This is a genomic window from Lysobacter sp. CC-YZS074 (assembly GCF_056739745.1).
This window is the reverse complement of sequence record NZ_CP200301.1, coordinates 1267918-1284306: the sequence shown is the minus strand read 5'-3', so window position 1 is coordinate 1284306 and position 16389 is coordinate 1267918. Positions and strand designations below refer to the sequence as shown.

Genomic DNA, 16389 nt, shown 5'->3' with positions numbered 1-16389 from the left:
ACAGCCGTGCCCCCCGTGTTCCCACCCGCCCCTGCCCCGGACCGGAGTCCGCGGCCGCGGGTGGCGCAAGACAACCAACCGGACGTAAAGATGACGCGACCCACCAATCGCCGCCTGCTTGCCCTCGCCCTCGCCTCGGCGCTGTCCACCGCCCCGGCGCTTCCCGCGTTGGCGCAGTCGATCCCGGCCGGCCCGGTCGCCCCGTTCACCGTCAGCGACATCCGTGTCGACGGCCTGCAGCGCATCTCCGCCGGTACCGTCTTCACCTACCTGCCGATCGAGCGCGGCGACAACGTCGACCAGGCCGCCGTCGGCGACGCCATCCGCGCGCTCTACAAGACCGGGTTCTTCGAGGACGTCGAGATCGGCCACCAGGGCGGCATCCTGGTGGTGACGGTGACCGAGCGCCCGGCGATCAACAAGTTGACCCTGACCGGCAACAAGGACATCCAGACCGAGGACCTGATGAAGGGCCTGGCCGACATCGGCCTGACCGAAGGCAACACCTTCGACCGCCTCAGCCTGGACCGGGTCACCCAGGAGCTGACCCGCCAGTACAACAACCGCGGCAAGTACAACGTCGCCATTACCCCGACCGTCAGCACCCTGCCGCGCAACCGCGTCGACGTCACCATCGCGATCGAGGAAGGCAAGGCCGCCCGCATCCAGCACATCAACCTGATCGGCAACGAGCTGTTCGAGGAAGAACTGCTGCTCGACAGCTGGGAATCGGGCGAGCACAACTGGCTGAGCTGGTACCGCCGCGATGACCAGTACTCGCGCGAGAAACTCTCCGGCGACCTGGAGAAGCTCAACAACTTCTATCTCGACCGCGGCTACGTCGACTTCAGCATCGACTCCACCCAGGTGTCGATCAGCCCCGACAAGCAGGACATGTTCATCACCGCCGGCGTGACCGAGGGTGACCAGTACAAGGTGTCCAGCGTCGAGGTGACCGGCGACACCGTGCTGCCGAAGGAGGAGATCGAGAAGATGGTGCTGGTCAAGCCCGACCAGATCTTCTCGCGGCGCCTGCTGGAGATCAGCTCCGACGCCATCACCGCGACCCTCGGCAACGTCGGCTACGCCTTCGCGCAGGTCAACCCGATCCCGGACGTCAACCGCGAGGACAAGACCGTCGGCATCACCATGCAGGTGGTGCCCGGACCGCGCGTCAACGTTCGCCGCGTGTCCTTCAAGGGCAACAGCCGCACCGCCGACGAAGTGCTGCGCCGCGAGCTGCGCCAGTTCGAGGGCAGCTGGTACTCGCAGGCCGCGATCGACCGCTCCAAGATCCGCCTGCAGGGACTGGGCTACTTCGACACCGTCGAGGTCGAAAGCCAGCCGGTACCCGGCACCCACGACCAGGTCGACGTGGTCTACACCGTCAACGAGGTCGCCGCCGGCAGCTTCGTGTTCGGCGTGGGCTACTCGGGCCTGACCGGCCTGAGCACCCAGGTCCAGCTGTCGCAGAACAACTTCCTCGGCAGCGGCAACCGCATCGCGGTGCAGGCGCAGCGCAATTCCTACCTGCAGCGCTACGACTTCTCGTTCATGAACCCCTACTTCACCGACAATGGGGTGTCGCTGGGCTACAACCTGCGCTGGAGCGAGTTCGACAACTCCGACTTCAACACCGCGCAGTACTCGTCCACCAGCGGTGTCGGCCAAGTGGTGATGGGCATCCCGATCACCGAGACCGACAGCTTCACCGCGCTGCTGGGCATCGACAGCAACCAGATCTTCGCCTACCGCGGCCGCACGCCCGAGTCGCTGGTCGACTACATCGACGCCGTCGGCCAGCGCACCTTCCATGCCTGGCGCGGCGAGATCGGCTGGGGCCGCAACACGCTCAACAGCGCGCTGACCCCGACCCGCGGCACCAACCAGCGCATCTGGCTGGAAGCCACCCTGCCCGGCTCCACCGCGGAATACTTCAAGCTCAACTACAGCTTCTCCAAGTTCTGGCCGCTGTCGCGCCACCTGGTGCTCAACACCCGCGCCGACCTCGGCTACGGCGACAGCTACGGCGACGCGTTCGTCCGCAACATCTGCTACACCGGCGGCAGCATGGTCGATACCGACGGCGATCCGGAGACCGCGCCGGTCTTCGTGCCCGGCCCGGCCCCGACCGAGCCGTGCCTGACCGACTCGCCGGACTACATCGAGACGGTCACCGCCGACGGGCTGCCGTTCTTCGAGAACTTCTACGCCGGTGGCGTGCGTTCGGTGCGTGGCTTTACCGACAACACGCTGGGTCCGCGCGAGGCGGCCCTCGGCAGTTCGTACCTGCAGCCGGTCGGTGGTTCGTTCAAGACCACCGGTTCGCTGGAGATGTTCTTCCCGACCCTGATCGACAGCACCGCCGCGCGCGTGTCGGCGTTCGTGGACGTGGGCAACGTGTACAAGGACTACGACACCTGGGACGCCGGCGAGCTGCGCGCGTCCACCGGCCTGGCGCTGATGTGGCGTTCGCCGATGGGTCCGATCTCGATCAGCTACGCCTATCCCTTTCGCAAGGAAGAAGGCGACGACCTCGAGCGCCTGCAGTTCACCTTCGGCGGCACGTTCTGACGGCAGCGACCGCCGTCATGCAGCACGCCACCGGAACCTTCACCGCCACCGAGCTGGCCGGGCGTTTCTCGCTCGGCCTGCACGGCGACGGGTCGGTGCGGATCACCGGCGTGGGTACCCTCGCCAACGCCGGCCCCGCCCAGCTCGCCTTCCTCGCCAATCCGCGCTACCGCATTCAGCTCGCCGGCTCCGGTGCCGGCGCGGTGGTCATGCGCGCCGAGGATGCCGAGGGTTTCGCCGGCACCGCCCTGGTGGCCAAGGACCCGTACGCCGCATTCGCGAAGCTGTCGGCGTTGTTCGAACCGCAACCGGTGCGTCCGGCGGGCATCCATGCCTCGGCCGACATCGCCCCGGACGCGACCGTCGCGGCGGACGCCCACGTCGGCGCGTTCGTCAGCATCGGCGCACGCAGCCGGGTTGAAGCCGGCGCGGTCGTCGGGCCGGGCTGCATCATCGGCGAGGACTGCGTGGTCGGCGCCGGCAGCGAACTGGTCGCGCGCGTGACCCTGGTCACCCGGGTCCGCCTGGGCCAGCGCGTGCGCATCCATCCCGGTGCCGTGCTCGGCGCCGACGGCTTCGGCCTGGCGATGGACGCCGGCCGCTGGCTCAAGGTGCCGCAGCACGGCGGCGTCGTGGTCGGCGACGACTGCGAAATCGGCGCCAACACCACGATCGACCGCGGCGCGATCGAAGACACCGTGCTCGAAGAGGATGTCCGCCTCGACAACCAGATCCAGATCGGCCACAACGTCCGTATCGGCGCGCACACCGCCATGGCCGGCTGCGTCGCGGTGGCCGGCAGCGCCAGGGTCGGCCGCTACTGCCTGATCGGCGGCGGGGCGGGCATCGTCGGCCATCTGGAAATCTGCGACCGCGTGGTTATCACCGCGATGAGCCTGGTCAGCAGCTCCATCCGCGAACCCGGCGAATACTCGTCGGGTACGGGCTTGATGGACAATCGCAGCTGGCGCAGGAACGCCGCGCGCTTCAAGCAACTCGACCGGATCGCCCGCCAGCTGCGCGGGCGTGACGACTGAACGGACGCGGGTCCGCCCCGGCGGACCCGCAAGCAAGGAAAACCTAAACGTGAAACTCCCGATCGACGTCACCACCATCCAGGCCCTGCTGCCGCACCGTTATCCGTTCCTGCTGGTGGACCGCGTGGTCGAGCTGGAGCCCAACCAGCGCGTGCTCGCCTACAAGAACGTCACCGCCAACGAGAACTTCTTCAACGGCCACTTCCCCGGCCGCCCGGTGATGCCCGGGGTACTGGTGATCGAGGCGCTGGCACAGGCCGGCGGCCTGCTGACCCAGCTGTCCGGTGGCGGCGAAAACGACGGCAAGCTGTTCTACCTGGTCAAGGTGGACGGCGCGAAGTTCAGCAAGATGGTGGTGCCCGGCGACCGGCTCGACCTGGAGGTCACCCTCAAGCGCACCATCCGCAACATGGCGCTGTACCAGGGCGTGGCCCGGGTCGAAGGCGAGCAGGTCGCCTGCGCCGACATCCTCTGCGCCGAGGTCGCCGCCGGCGCATGAGCGACACCCTCGTCCACCCGAGCGCGGTGATCGAACCGGGTGCGCGGCTCGGCGACGGCGTGCGCGTGGGTGCCTTCAGCTACATCGGCGACGAGGTCGAGATCGGCCCGGGCACGGTGATCGGTCCGCACTGCAGCATCCACGGCCCGACCCGGATCGGACGCGACAACCGCATCCTCGGCCACGCCGCGATTGGTGGCGACCCGCAGGACAAGAAGTACGGCGGCGAACGCGTCGAACTGGTCATCGGCGACCGCAACACCCTCCGCGAGTTCGTCACCGTCAACCGGGGCACCGGCGCCGGCGGCGGCTGCACCCGGGTCGGCGACGACAACTGGCTGCTGGCCTACACCCACGTCGCGCACGACTGCGTGGTCGGCAACCAGTGCGTGTTCTCCAACAACGCGACGCTGGCCGGCCATGTCGAGATCGGCGACCACGTCATCCTCAGCGGCTTCGTCGGCATCCACCAGTTCTGCCGGATCGGCGCGCACGCGTTCATCGGCATGGGCGCGTTCGTCAATGGCGACGTGCCGCCGTTCGTGATGGTCGCGCAGGAGGGCTATGGCCGACCGCGCGGCATCAACAGCGAAGGCCTCAAGCGCCGCGGCTTCGACGCCGACCGCATCGGCGCAATCAAGCGTGCCTACCGCGCCCTGTACGTCGCCGGCGGTTCGCTCGAGGACGCCCGCGCCCGGCTGGCCGAACTGGCCGGCGACAGCGACGATGTCCGCGCCCTGCTCGATTTCATCGACGCCGGCGAGCGGCCGCTGCTGCGCTGAGCCGGGCCCTTGTAGGAGCGGCTTCAGCCGCGATCCGGCAATCGTCGCCGTCCCGTCCCCGCGTCTCGTTCCCGTCCCCGGCCCATCCCACGCTCGCCATCTGAACGACCCGTCGCGAACGGACGCGGACGCCCGTTCGTGAAGCCGACTCCACGATCGCGGCTGAAGCCGCTCCTACAAGGGCTCGAACGGGACGCGATTGGAACGGTCCGCCGCAAGCCCCACATCGCGCCGTTCCGTCTGTAGGAGCGACTTAAGTCGCGACCCGCCGAACGCTGGAGGCGATGTACAGGTCGCGACTCACGTCGCTCCTACACAAGCAGACTTGCAAATGCCGGCCTCGGCCGCCACCGCACCCAATCGCCTAGAATCACCGACGCCGATCCTTTCCTGCGCCCGCCGTGCCCCTCCCCGCCGCTCCCGTCCCGACCCGCCCGATGCGCGTCGCCCTCGTCGCGGGCGAAGCCTCCGGCGACCTGCTGGGCGCCGGGCTGGTCGAGCAACTGCGCCAGCGCTGGCCGGATGCCGAGTTCGCCGGCGTCGGCGGCGATGCCATGCGCAACGCCGGCATGCAGACCTGGCACGACGCGTCCGAACTGTCGGTGATGGGCCTGGCCGAAGTCCTGCGCCACCTGCCGCGCCTGCTGCGCCTGCGCCGCGAGCTGCGCCAGCGCCTGCTCGACTGGCAGCCGGACGTGTTCATCGGCATCGACGCGCCCGACTTCAACCTGGGCGTCGAGCAGTGGCTCAAGCAACGCGGCGTGCGCACCGTGCATTACGTCAGCCCGTCGGTCTGGGCCTGGCGTGAGAAGCGCGCCGGGAAGATCGGCCTGAGCGCCGACCGGGTGCTTTGCCTCTTCCCGATGGAGCCGCCGATCTACCGGCGCCACGGCGTCGATGCCCGGTTCGTCGGCCATCCGCTCGCCGACGAGATGCCACTCGAGCCCGACCGCATGGCGGCCCGCGGGGAACTCGGGCTGGGCGGGACCCGCCCCGTGCTGGCGGTGTTGCCCGGCTCGCGCGTGGGCGAGATCGAACGGCTCGGCCACGACTTCCTGGCCGCCGCGGCGCGCGTGCTCGCCGCCGAGCCGTCGTTGCAGGTGGTCGCCCCGATGGCCGGCGCGCACGCCCGGGCGGCATTCGAAGGCGTGCTCGCCAACCATCCGGACGCCGACGCGCTGCGGCCCGCGCTGCAGGTGATCGACGGCCGCGCCCGCACGCTGATGATCGCCAGCGACGTGATCCTGCTCGCCTCCGGCACCGCCACGCTGGAAGCCATGCTGGCCAAGCGCCCGATGGTGGTCGGCTACAAAGTGGCCGGCCTGACCTACCGCCTGGTCAAGGGGCTGGGCATGCTCAAGGTCGACCACTACGCGCTGCCCAACGTGCTTGCCGGTGAGCCGCTGGTGCCCGAGCTGATGCAGCACGATTGCACCCCCGAGAAGCTCGCCGACGCCCTGCTGCACTGGTTGCGCGACCCGGTCGCCGTGGCCGCCCTGCGTCCGCGCTTCCTCGCCCTCCACCAGGCCCTGCGCCGCGACGCCTCGGTCCGGGCCGCCGACGCGGTGGTCGAGCTGGTCCAGGCCGGCACGGCTGCCACCACGGACTCCGCCGGTTCGGTGGAAAACGCCCGTGGGTAAGGCCGGCCAGCTCCCCCTCGACCTCGCCGTCGTACGCGGCGCCCAGCGCATTGCCGGTGTCGACGAGGCCGGCCGCGGTCCGCTGGCGGGGCCGGTGGTGGTCGCCGCCGTCGTGCTCGGTCCCGGCCGGACGCCGGTCAACGGGCTGGCCGACTCCAAGCAGCTGTGCGCCCGCCGGCGCGAGGAGCTGTACGTCCGGATCACCGGGAAGGCCGTGGCGTGGCACGTGGTCGCCATCGACGTCGACGAGATCGACCGCATCAACATCTACCAGGCGACCATGCTCGGCATGCGTCGTGCGGTCGAAGGCGTGCTGCACGCGACCGAGCTGGCGCGCATCGACGGCAACGCCCTGCCGCGCGGCCTGCCCTGTCCCGCCGAAGCGTGGATCGGCGGCGACGCCCGCGACCGCGCCATCATGGCCGCCTCGATCCTGGCCAAGGTCACCCGCGACCGCGCGATGGTCGACCTGCACGCGCGGTTCCCGCATTACGGCTTCGCCGAGCACAAGGGCTACTCGACGCCCGCCCACCTGGCCGCCCTTGCCGAGCACGGTCCCTGCCCGCACCACCGCCGCAGCTTCGCCCCCGTACGCGAAGCGCTGAACGCACGCGCCGGCGACCCGGCCCTCGCCGAAGCAACCTAGGGCGCCGCAGCGACGGTAGGAGCAACGCAAGTCGCGCCCCACTGACATGCGGAGCGGAGCGACATCGAAGCGGCGGCGAAGCGGAAATCGCGCGATCGGATTTTCGCGCGACTCGCTACGAGCCTGTCAGGCCAGGGGTTCGCGACTCACGTCGCTCCTACCCCTGATTTCCGGGTCCTTGTAGGAGCGGCTTCAGCCGCGATCGGATGCGGGAACGCACGCGCCGATTCACGATCGCGATTGAAGCCGCTCCTACAGAAGACCTTCCGTACGGGATTCAGCGCCCGTTTCGGAACCATCCGCGCCCACGCCTGCAGCCCCCGCCAGCCAAGCCTTCCAGCGCGGTAGGTCCAACGTCACCCCGACTTTGGAAACGGCGACAACCGCCTTTCAACGGCGCAGCATGGACCTGCATCCAACCAGGACGCATACACCGCAACACCCGGCCCGGCCGCCGCCTGCGCGACCCCGCTGCGCTCCCCAGCAGGCCTCCGGAACCGCGGGTCCACCGGCGACCGCATTCCGCTCCACCGGCCGGTACAGCGAGGTGTGCCATGCGCACGTCAGTCCCCACTCCGACTGCCGACCCGCTGCCGTACTTCAGGCACGACGGACCGTCCGGCAGCCCCGGCGCCCATGCCGACCTCTCGCTGCGCAGCGACGCGATCGCAAGATTCGACGCACTGCTGCACGAGATCCACCCCGACGCCCCGCGGATCGACCCGACCCGACTGCAGCACCTGACCGACTGGCTGCTCGCGCTGCCGCCGGCCCGTGCCCATGACGTCCTCGACCGCCGGCTGCGACGCATCGAAGAGCTGCGCGCGATGCTGGACGACTTCGACTGGGACCCGGCGCCCGCGCTGCGTGCCCGGCTGCTCAAGCTGCTGGCGTACATCGACCGCGACGACGACCTGATCGACGACCACCGTCCCTTGCTCGGCCTGCTCGATGACGTCCTGCTGATCGAACTGGCGTGGCCGGCATTCTCCGCCGAAGCCGACGAGTACCGCGACTTCTGCGCCTGGCGCGACGCCGAGCGGCCCGGCACCGCCGGCGACCTGCAGCGCGCGGCCTGGGTACGCGACCGGCTCGCGGAGATCGCCCTGCTGCGCCACCAGTTCCGCATCAACGGCAGCCATTACGGACCGTCGCTCGACCCGCAGTTGCGCTTCCGCGTCGGCTGACCGGCGCTGGGCGATGCGTCGCTTTCCCGTCGCGGCCACGGCCGCGGCGCCGGACGGTGTCATGTCCGCGTCGGGCCACCGATCGGAATCGGTCCAGTGTTCGCGGGCAGAGCCGTCCCACATCAGCTTCCGCAGAGGCCCGTTGCCGCCCGAATGTGCCCCTTCGATCCCGCTCCGCCCCCTCCAATCCCTCTCCAATCCAGCCCTCTCCCGTAGTCCGGTTCCCTCTTCCACCCGCCATCGCCTGCCCGTATCCGTCTGACCGCCTCCGCCCGCCAATCCGCCCCCCCTCCAACGCCACGGACGGCGCCTTCGAGATTCCGCCATGAACGCCGTCCTCTCCCCGCTCGCCCCGCTGCCACGCGCCCTGTCCCGCCCCCGCCGCGACGGCATGCGTCGCCGCCACCGCGTCGGCCACCATCCGCTCGACCCCGGCGTGCTGCACCACTTCAACGACCTGATCGCCCGGATCGACCTGCAGCGCGCGCCGCTGGACCGCGACGAACTCGCCAGCGCCGCCCGCGAACTGATCGACGACCCGCGCAACGGCCTGCTGCCGCCCTGCATCGGCCAGCGCCTGCGCCGCGCCGGCGCCATCGGCCGCATGGCCGCCGACCCCGAATGGGAGACCGCCGCATCGGCCTCGCAGGCCGCCGCCGTGGTGGTCGACTACCTGCGCGGCCGGGCCCGGCTGATCCCCCACACGATGCCGGTGATCGGCCGCCTGGACGACGCCATCCTGGTCGAAGCCGCGTGGCCCGTGCTCGCCGGCGAGGTGGTCGACTACCTCGACTACCGGCGCCTGCGCCACATCGAAGCCACCCTGCGTGGCGAACGGCGCCCGCATTTCGGCTTCACCCGGGAGCACTGGCTGGAAGCACGCCGCGCCGAAGTCGAGTGGATCGGGCATTGCCGCCGCGTCGGCCGCAGCAGCTACGTCGCCGATGGCGGCGCCGGGAGGTTCCGGATCAACTGAAGCGTCATCGGTTCCCGCGGACCCGTCCCCGTCGTAGGAGCGACGTAAGTCGCGACCCACTGACAACTGGCGCGGACGACGTTCAACACGCACTCGGTCGCGCGAACGCGACATCGCGTCGCTCGCCGCGGCCTCCAACGTCGGCGGGTCGCGACTCACGTCGCTCCTACACGCATCTCCGAGCATTTGTAGGAGCGGCTTTAGCCGCGATCGGATGCCGGTTTGCCCGCGCCGGTTCCACGATCGCGGCTGAAGCCGCTCCTACAACAGCCCCGACGGACGCGGATGACGGAGGTGGCGACGCCCGCCAGGCGCTCGCCCGACGGGAGCCCGACCGCCCCGCCACCACGCCCCCTGTCAACCCCTGACCCCCACTCCCCCGCCCTGCTAATCTGGCCGTCGCCCTCGCCGGTACGCCACGGCAGCATGTCCGCATCGCCCTTCGTACACCTTCACCTCCACAGCGAATTCTCCCTTGCCGACTCCACCATCCGGGTCGGCGAGCTGGTCAAGCGCTGCGTGGAACTCGAGCAGCCCGCCGTCGCGCTGACCGACCTCAACAACCTGTTCGCCGCGGTCAAGTTCTACAAGAAGGCCGAGGGTGGAGGCATCAAGCCGATCCTCGGCGCCGACATCGGACTGGCCGACGGCAACGAGACCCCGTCCCGCCTGACCCTGCTGTGCCGCGACCGCGAGGGCTACCTGACCCTGTCGCGCCTGCTCAGCCGCATGTGGATGGAAGGCCACCGCATGGACGGCGTGGCGATGCGCCCCGAATGGCTGCGCGAGGACAACGCCGGCCTGTTCGCCCTCGCCGGCCGCCAGAGCCTGGCCGGGCGGCTCGCCACCGGCCACCGCGCCGAGCTGGCCGAAGCGTGGATCGCCGACTGGCAGTCGACCTTCGGCGACCGCCTGCACCTGGAGCTGACCCGCACCGGCCGCGACGGCGAGCAGGTCTTCAACGACCTCGCCCTGCACCTCTCAAGCAAGCGCGGCCTGCCGGTCGTCGCCAGCAACGATGCGCGCTTCCTCCACGCCGAAGGCTTCGAGGCGCACGAGGCCCGCGTGTGCATCTCCACCGGCCGCGTGCTCGACGACCCCAAGCGGCCGAAGGAATACAGCCCCGAGCAGTACCTGCGCTCGTCCGAGGAGATGGCGCGGTTGTTCGCCGACGTGCCCGACGCGATCGACAACGCCGTCGCGCTGGCCACCCGCTGCAACGTCGAGATGCACCTGGGCACCTACTACCTGCCCGCCTTCCCGGTGCCCGACGACCACACCATCGAGTCGTGGCTGCGCAGCCAGTCGCGCGACGGCCTCGCCAAGCGGCTGGAGAAGGCGCCGCTCGCCGAGGGCAAGACCCGCGCCGACTACGACGAGCGGCTGGAGGTCGAGCTCGACGTCATCATCAAGATGGGGTTCCCCGGCTACTTCCTGATCGTCGCGGACTTCATCAACTGGGGTAAGGAACAGGGCATCCCGGTCGGGCCGGGCCGCGGTTCGGGTGCCGGCTCGCTGGTGGCGTGGGCGCTGGGCATCACCGACCTGGACCCGCTGCCGTACGACCTGCTGTTCGAGCGCTTCCTCAACCCCGAACGCGTGTCGATGCCCGACTTCGACATCGACTTCTGCATGGACCGGCGCGACGAGGTCATCGACTACGTCGCCCGAAAGTACGGCCGCGACCGCGTCAGCCAGATCATCACCTACGGCACCATGGCCGCGAAGGCGGTGGTGCGCGATTCCGGCCGCGTGCTCGGCCACCCGTACGGCTTTGTCGACGGCATCGCCAAGCTGATCCCCAACACGCTGGGCATCAGCCTCGACGACGCTCTTGGAGAATCAGAGGCCTCGCACAAGAACCCGATGCTGGCCTCGACCGACCTGATCGAGCGCTACCAGCGCGAGGACGACGTCCGCGACCTGCTGGACCTCGCCCGCAGCCTGGAGGACCTGACCCGCAACGCCGGCAAGCACGCCGGCGGCGTGGTCATCGCGCCCAGCCCGCTGCACGACTTCTGCCCGCTGTTCGCCGAACACGACGGCGAAGGCCGCGGCAAGAGCCCGGTGACCCAGTTCGACAAGGACGACGTCGAAGCCGTCGGGCTGGTCAAGTTCGACTTCCTCGGCCTGCGCACGCTGACGATCATCGACTGGGCGGTGAAGGCCATCAACGTGCGGCGCCAAGCCGCCGGCGAAGCCCCGCTCGACATCACCGCGCTGCCGCTGGACGACAAGGCCAGCTACGAGCTGTTCGCCCGCGGCGACACCGTCGCGGTGTTCCAGTTCGAATCGCGCGGCATGCGCGAGCTGCTCAAGCGCGCCCAGCCCGACACCTTCGAGGACATCATCGCGCTCGCCGCGCTGTTCCGCCCCGGCCCGCTCGGCTCGGGGATGGACAAGGACTGGGTCGACCGCAAGCACGGCAACGCCGAGGTCACCTACCCGCACGAATCGCTGGAACCGGTGCTGTCGCCGACCTACGGCGTCATCGTGTACCAGGAACAGGTGATGCAGATCGCCCAGGTGATGGCCGGCTACTCGCTGGGCGGCGCCGACCTGCTGCGCCGCGCGATGGGCAAGAAGAAGGCCGAGGAGATGGCCAAGGAGCGGGCCAAGTTCGAGGCCGGCTGCGAGGCCAACGGCATCCCGGCGCGCATCGCCAGCCCGATCTTCGACCTGATGGAGAAGTTCGCCGAGTACGGCTTCAACAAGTCGCACTCGGCCGCGTACGCGCTGGTCGCCTACCAGACCGCCTGGCTGAAGGTGCACTACCCGGCCGAGTTCATGGCCGCGGTCCTGTCCTCGGACATGGACAACACCGACAAGGTCACCGGCTTCCTCGACGAATGCCGGGTGATGGGTCTGGAGGTGCTGCCGCCGGACGTCGACGCCTCCGCCTACATGTTCGAGGCCGTGGCGCCGGGGGTGATCCGCTACGGCATCGGCGCGGTGAAGGGCGTCGGCCGAGGCGCCTGCGAGTCGATCGTCGACGCCCGCCGTGCCGGCCCGTTCAACGACCTGCTCGACTTCTGCAAGCGCGTCGACGGCAACAAGCTCAACCGCCGCACCGTCGAGGCGCTGATCATGGCCGGCGCCCTCGACAAGCTCGGGAAGAACCGCGCCAGCCTCATGCTGCAACTGCCCGAGGTGCTCAAGGCCACCGACCAGCTCGCCCGCGAACGCGCCGCCGGCCAGGTGTCCCTGTTTGGCGGCGGCGACACCGCCGCGCCGGCGCTCAAGCTCGACCTGCCCGAGACCGACGAATACCCGCTCGGCCACCTCCTCAACGGCGAGCGCGAAACCCTGGGCCACTACCTCAGCGGCCACCCCTTCGACCCCTACCGCGACGAACTGCACGGCCTCACCGGCCACGACCTCGGCGACCTCGAGAAGATCTGGGAAAACCGCCCCGAGTCCGCCCGCAGCGGCTGGCGTCCGGAGCTGGAAACCGTCGTCGCCGGCCAGGTCGTCGGCCTGCGCAAGAAGGGCGACAGCCAGATGTTCGTGCAGATCGAGGACGGCCGCGGCCGGCTGGAGGTCGCCTTCTTCTCCGAGACCTACAGCGAGTTCGCCCAGCTGCTGACCCGCGACCGCCTGATCGTGGTGCAGGGCGGCCTGCGCGAGGACGCCTTCAGCGGCGGCTTCGCCCTCAAGGCGGCGCGGTGCTGGGATTACGAGCAGATCTGTGCGCAGCACGCCAAGCGGTTGTCACTGCGCCTGGACCTGCGCGTGCCCGGCACCTGGAACCGCGTGGACGGGTTGCTGGCGAAGCACCGGCCCGGCAAGACGCCGATTCGCGTTGATCTGATCAAGGCCGGGGCTGCGGGGATGCTGGACTTGAATGGCAGCCACTCGGTAAGAGTGGATGCAGAGCTGGTGGGAGTGTTGAAGGCGGTGCCGGGGGTGAAGGCGGTGAAGCTGGCGCTGGGGCGGCCTTGGGGATAGCGGGCACCTACTTCTAAAGTAAAGCGATCGGCCAAGCGCTACCGCTGTTATTGATAACTGAAGGAAAAACAATGACTGCTCCAAAAACCCTTCGCGACATTCGATCATTCGGCGACGTGGCAGCGGAAGATGATGCGGTTCTGGATTATTTTCTGACAACGGATGCTGTCGAGCGCGTTCAAAATGGCGAGGTCTTTCTCCTCTTAGGGCGCAAGGGGTCCGGAAAAACTGCCCTAGTACGGCACTTTACCGAGGGCCAGCAAGAGACCCTATCCAAGTCTTTGAACCTCAGAAATTATCCCTGGAGTTTGCATGCCCAGCGACAAGACCGCGGAGCCTCCCCAATTGAGGCATACGTTTCATCTTGGCGATACCTCATAGCAGTCGAGGTCGCAGGCATAATATTAGCCAAGTCGCAGCGATCTCAATCACAGAATTATCTAGATTTGTCTACCTTCTTCCAAGAAAACTACGGTGGTCCAGCGCCGCAACTATCGGAGATCTTGAGACCTAGAAAGCTAAAAATATCGCGCGCTTCATTTCAGCCCAAAATCCTTGGTCAGCAGCTCGGCTCGATCGATCTTGAGCGGACGTCGACGGACGTTCAACTTGGTTTAGAGTTAAACAGACTGTCAGGCGCCATTCTTAAGACCGCAATCGAAATTGCGAAGAATGAAAAATTGCCGTCAGTGTCTTTGCACTTCGACGAACTGGACCAAGGTTTAGGCAGTCTAGATGAAGAGCGCAAACTTATGTTTGTCGGTCTCGTACTCGCCGCCCGGGAGTTGCGGCGAGAGTGCCGGCAACAAGGATACTCAATTAACCCACTCGTTTATCTTCGAACAGATCTTTGGGACGATCTGGATTTTTCTGATAAGAATAAAATTACCGAAACAACAGCTCTGAACTTGGACTGGAACGAGGACACTCTGTTTCAGCTCGTCGATGCCCGCATCAAGGCGAAGCTCTCCGCGGGAGCAGGCTGGGCAGACATAGCTACGGAAGGACTAATGAGAGGTTCACAGCCAAAATGGAACCACATAGTTAGCCGAACTTTTCGCCGCCCCAGGGATGTAATTAAGTTTCTTAACTCCGCGCTCACGATGGCAAAACAGAGAAAAGACGACCCGCTGCTATTCGAAAATGAGGATATTGTCGCGGCACGAGATGAATATTCAAATTATCTTAAGCGCGAACTAGATGACGAGATCCTTCCGCACTGGCCACAATGGGAAGAGGCATTGCAGGCTTGCTCTGCAATTAGCACGTTAACTTTTAGCCGGGATGACTTTAATCAAGAGTACGCCAACAAACGGAGCAAGAACAACGGACTTGATGCCTCCGAAGCGTTGGCGCAATTATTTAGATTCTCCGTTATTGGTTACGCTCGGCGAAGCGGATATGGCGGCAGCTCGTGGGTATTTCAGTACACAAGCCCAGAAGCCGGCTGGGACAACGCTGCATCTAGCTTTAAGGTTCATATTGGCCTAAAGGAATATGCCAAGCTGAGCGAAACGCGCCGCACAGATAGCGGGAGATAGATTAACCACCAAGAGGGTCAGCCAACAGTGGGCCGCGGGATCTTTGACGCAGATTCGACTGGTGATCCGTCGCTCCCCGCAACAGGCGCCGTTGGCTAAGCCGGCGTAAGCTTCCGTAATTCCAAGGGATCATCGTTTGTGGTGGTCCTTCGTCATCGACAGACAAAGGACGTCGAGATGTCGAAATTGATCATTGTCGTGGGCGATGCCACAACTGGGGGCGGGCAGGTCGTCAGCGGCTCCCCCTTCACTGATATCGATGGACTGCCCGTCGCCCGCGTGGGCGACAAGGCCAGCTGCGCCACCTGTGGCGGCGTGTTCCCGATCGCCTCGGGCGATCCGACTTTCAGCGTCGACGGGGCCCCCGTCGCCCGGCACGGGGACAAGTTGAGCTGCGGACACGCTCTGATCGCGGGCCGGCAGTTCCGGGCATTCCTGGACAGCCAGACAAGCAGCGCCCCCGGCGTCGATGCATCCGGTCGGCCGGTGGCTGCAGGTGCTGGCGGAGCGGCCGCCGGCACGACCTTCGACGAGGCATTCATCCTCCGGTCCGAGCTCACGGGCAAGCCGCTCGCCAACCGTGGCTACCGGCTGATCCGCGAGGACGGCTCCGTCATCGAAGGCGTGACCGATGCCGACGGGATGACGGCGCTGGCGGTCAGCGATGCGCCGGAGCTGGTGCGGGTCGAAATCGCGGAGGAGGTGGCCCATGCCTAGGTTCCTGCATGTGGGTCAGTCCCTCACCTCCGAAGTCGCGAATACCACCCGCAAGACGGTGGTCGTGCCGGTCTATGTGGACGAGCACGGTTATGTCCAGAACGCGGGCTTCGTGTTCAAGCCGATTCCAGCACTGGAGCACGGCGCGTTGCAGGGGCCGCACGCGATCGTCCTGCACCGGACCGTGTCGAGTACCGCGCGCAGTTCGCTGAATGCGTTCGCGCGCGGCATCGGCACGCACTTCCTGATCGACAAGGACGGCACGATCTACCAGACCGCCAGCCTGCTGCAGAAGACCTACCACGTCGGTCCGATCCGCTCCCGGTGTTTCGAGGAAGGCGCCTGCGACGCGGCCGAGCAGTCCGCCGTCGAATCGCTGGAGCGTCGGCAGGCGTACCGCGAAGTGCACAACCGCGAAAAGATGAAGCCCTATCCCGACCGCTTCCCGATGAACGAGGACAGCGTCGGTATCGAGGTGGTCGCGATGTACACCGAGGCGACGCGGCAGTGGGACCCGCCCACACCGGAGCAAAGCGAATCGATCACGCTGCTGGCCCGGATACTCAAGACGCAATACTCGCTGACGGATGCAGACATCTATGAGCACGACAGGATTTCGCGCAAGACAGCTGGCGAAGGCGCTGGCCTTTATGACGGCGCTGACGGCGTGCCAGTCCGGTTCCCGCCCCCCGTCTTCTGAACACGCGGGGCTCCATGTAGCGTCCGTATCCCCAACGATGCCCGACCCGTCCTCCTCCGACGCGAGACGGTTTCCGGGGCTTTGCGAGGGCTGGTCGCTTACCTCGGAGCAGGTGGAAACGTTTTTTGCACTCAGCACGGAA

12 protein-coding genes are annotated in these 16389 nt (G+C 67.4%); all 12 read left to right on the top strand.

Annotated features, from left to right (window positions below; translation table 11 throughout):
* Nucleotides 1-90: 90 nt before the first annotated feature.
* The 12 genes from bamA (at nt 91) to U8331_RS05735 (ending at nt 16247) form a co-directional block, all read left to right on the top strand.
* Entirely contained in the window at nt 91-2574 is a 2484-nt protein-coding gene (gene bamA, locus U8331_RS05790) for an outer membrane protein assembly factor BamA (protein WP_481132651.1), read from the top strand.
* 17 nt (nt 2575-2591) lie between these two features.
* The gene (gene lpxD / locus U8331_RS05785) at nt 2592-3611 is read left to right on the top strand and encodes a UDP-3-O-(3-hydroxymyristoyl)glucosamine N-acyltransferase (protein WP_481132650.1); all 1020 of its coding nucleotides are present in this window, start codon (nt 2592-2594) and stop codon (nt 3609-3611) included.
* Between the two features lie 49 nt (nt 3612-3660).
* Entirely contained in the window at nt 3661-4110 is a 450-nt protein-coding gene (gene fabZ / locus U8331_RS05780) for a 3-hydroxyacyl-ACP dehydratase FabZ (protein ID WP_481132649.1), read from the top strand.
* On the top strand, nt 4107-4892 hold the full coding sequence (lpxA, locus tag U8331_RS05775) for an acyl-ACP--UDP-N-acetylglucosamine O-acyltransferase (RefSeq protein WP_481132648.1): 786 nt from the start codon (nt 4107-4109) through the stop codon (nt 4890-4892). Before fabZ ends, lpxA begins: the two co-directional genes overlap by 4 nt.
* Nucleotides 4893-5329: 437 nt before the next feature.
* Entirely contained in the window at nt 5330-6532 is a 1203-nt protein-coding gene (lpxB, locus tag U8331_RS05770) for a lipid-A-disaccharide synthase (RefSeq protein ID WP_481132647.1), read from the top strand.
* Complete coding sequence (locus U8331_RS05765) at nt 6525-7178, top strand: ribonuclease HII (RefSeq protein WP_481132646.1); 654 nt, start codon at nt 6525-6527, stop codon at nt 7176-7178. The genes lpxB and U8331_RS05765 overlap by 8 nt, the downstream gene beginning before the upstream one ends.
* Before the next feature lie 554 nt (nt 7179-7732).
* Nucleotides 7733-8365 carry a hypothetical protein gene (locus tag U8331_RS05760; protein ID WP_481132645.1) on the top strand — a complete coding sequence of 211 codons (633 nt, stop codon included), beginning with the start codon at nt 7733-7735 and terminating at the stop codon, nt 8363-8365.
* 325 nt (nt 8366-8690) lie between these two features.
* A complete protein-coding gene (locus tag U8331_RS05755) occupies nt 8691-9341 on the top strand; it encodes a hypothetical protein (protein ID WP_481132644.1) in 651 nt (216 codons plus the stop codon).
* A gap of 426 nt (nt 9342-9767) precedes the next feature.
* A complete protein-coding gene (gene dnaE / locus U8331_RS05750) occupies nt 9768-13289 on the top strand; it encodes a DNA polymerase III subunit alpha (RefSeq protein ID WP_481132643.1) in 3522 nt (1173 codons plus the stop codon).
* Nucleotides 13290-13360: 71 nt separating this feature from the next.
* The gene (locus tag U8331_RS05745) at nt 13361-14830 is read left to right on the top strand and encodes a P-loop ATPase, Sll1717 family (protein WP_481132642.1); all 1470 of its coding nucleotides are present in this window, start codon (nt 13361-13363) and stop codon (nt 14828-14830) included.
* A 177-nt stretch (nt 14831-15007) separates the two neighbouring features.
* Nucleotides 15008-15547, top strand: coding sequence for a PAAR domain-containing protein (locus U8331_RS05740; RefSeq protein ID WP_481132641.1), 540 nt, complete (start codon nt 15008-15010; stop codon nt 15545-15547).
* Complete coding sequence (locus U8331_RS05735; RefSeq protein WP_481132640.1) at nt 15540-16247, top strand: peptidoglycan recognition protein family protein; 708 nt, start codon at nt 15540-15542, stop codon at nt 16245-16247. The genes U8331_RS05740 and U8331_RS05735 overlap by 8 nt, the downstream gene beginning before the upstream one ends.
* Nucleotides 16248-16389 lie beyond the last annotated feature (142 nt).

Excerpts from the sequence above, each read along its gene's own strand:
- bamA (WP_481132651.1), top strand. The coding sequence starts at position 91 with ATGACGCGACCCACCAATCGCCGCCTGCTTGCCCTCGCCCTCGCCTCG.
- lpxD (WP_481132650.1), top strand. The coding sequence starts at position 2,592 with ATGCAGCACGCCACCGGAACCTTCACCGCCACCGAGCTGGCCGGGCGT.
- lpxA (WP_481132648.1), top strand. The coding sequence starts at position 4,107 with ATGAGCGACACCCTCGTCCACCCGAGCGCGGTGATCGAACCGGGTGCG.
- lpxB (WP_481132647.1), top strand. The coding sequence starts at position 5,330 with ATGCGCGTCGCCCTCGTCGCGGGCGAAGCCTCCGGCGACCTGCTGGGC.
- U8331_RS05760 (WP_481132645.1), top strand. The coding sequence starts at position 7,733 with ATGCGCACGTCAGTCCCCACTCCGACTGCCGACCCGCTGCCGTACTTC.
- U8331_RS05755 (WP_481132644.1), top strand. The coding sequence starts at position 8,691 with ATGAACGCCGTCCTCTCCCCGCTCGCCCCGCTGCCACGCGCCCTGTCC.
- dnaE (WP_481132643.1), top strand. The coding sequence starts at position 9,768 with ATGTCCGCATCGCCCTTCGTACACCTTCACCTCCACAGCGAATTCTCC.
- U8331_RS05745 (WP_481132642.1), top strand. The coding sequence starts at position 13,361 with ATGACTGCTCCAAAAACCCTTCGCGACATTCGATCATTCGGCGACGTG.
- U8331_RS05740 (WP_481132641.1), top strand. The coding sequence starts at position 15,008 with ATGTCGAAATTGATCATTGTCGTGGGCGATGCCACAACTGGGGGCGGG.
- U8331_RS05735 (WP_481132640.1), top strand. The coding sequence starts at position 15,540 with ATGCCTAGGTTCCTGCATGTGGGTCAGTCCCTCACCTCCGAAGTCGCG.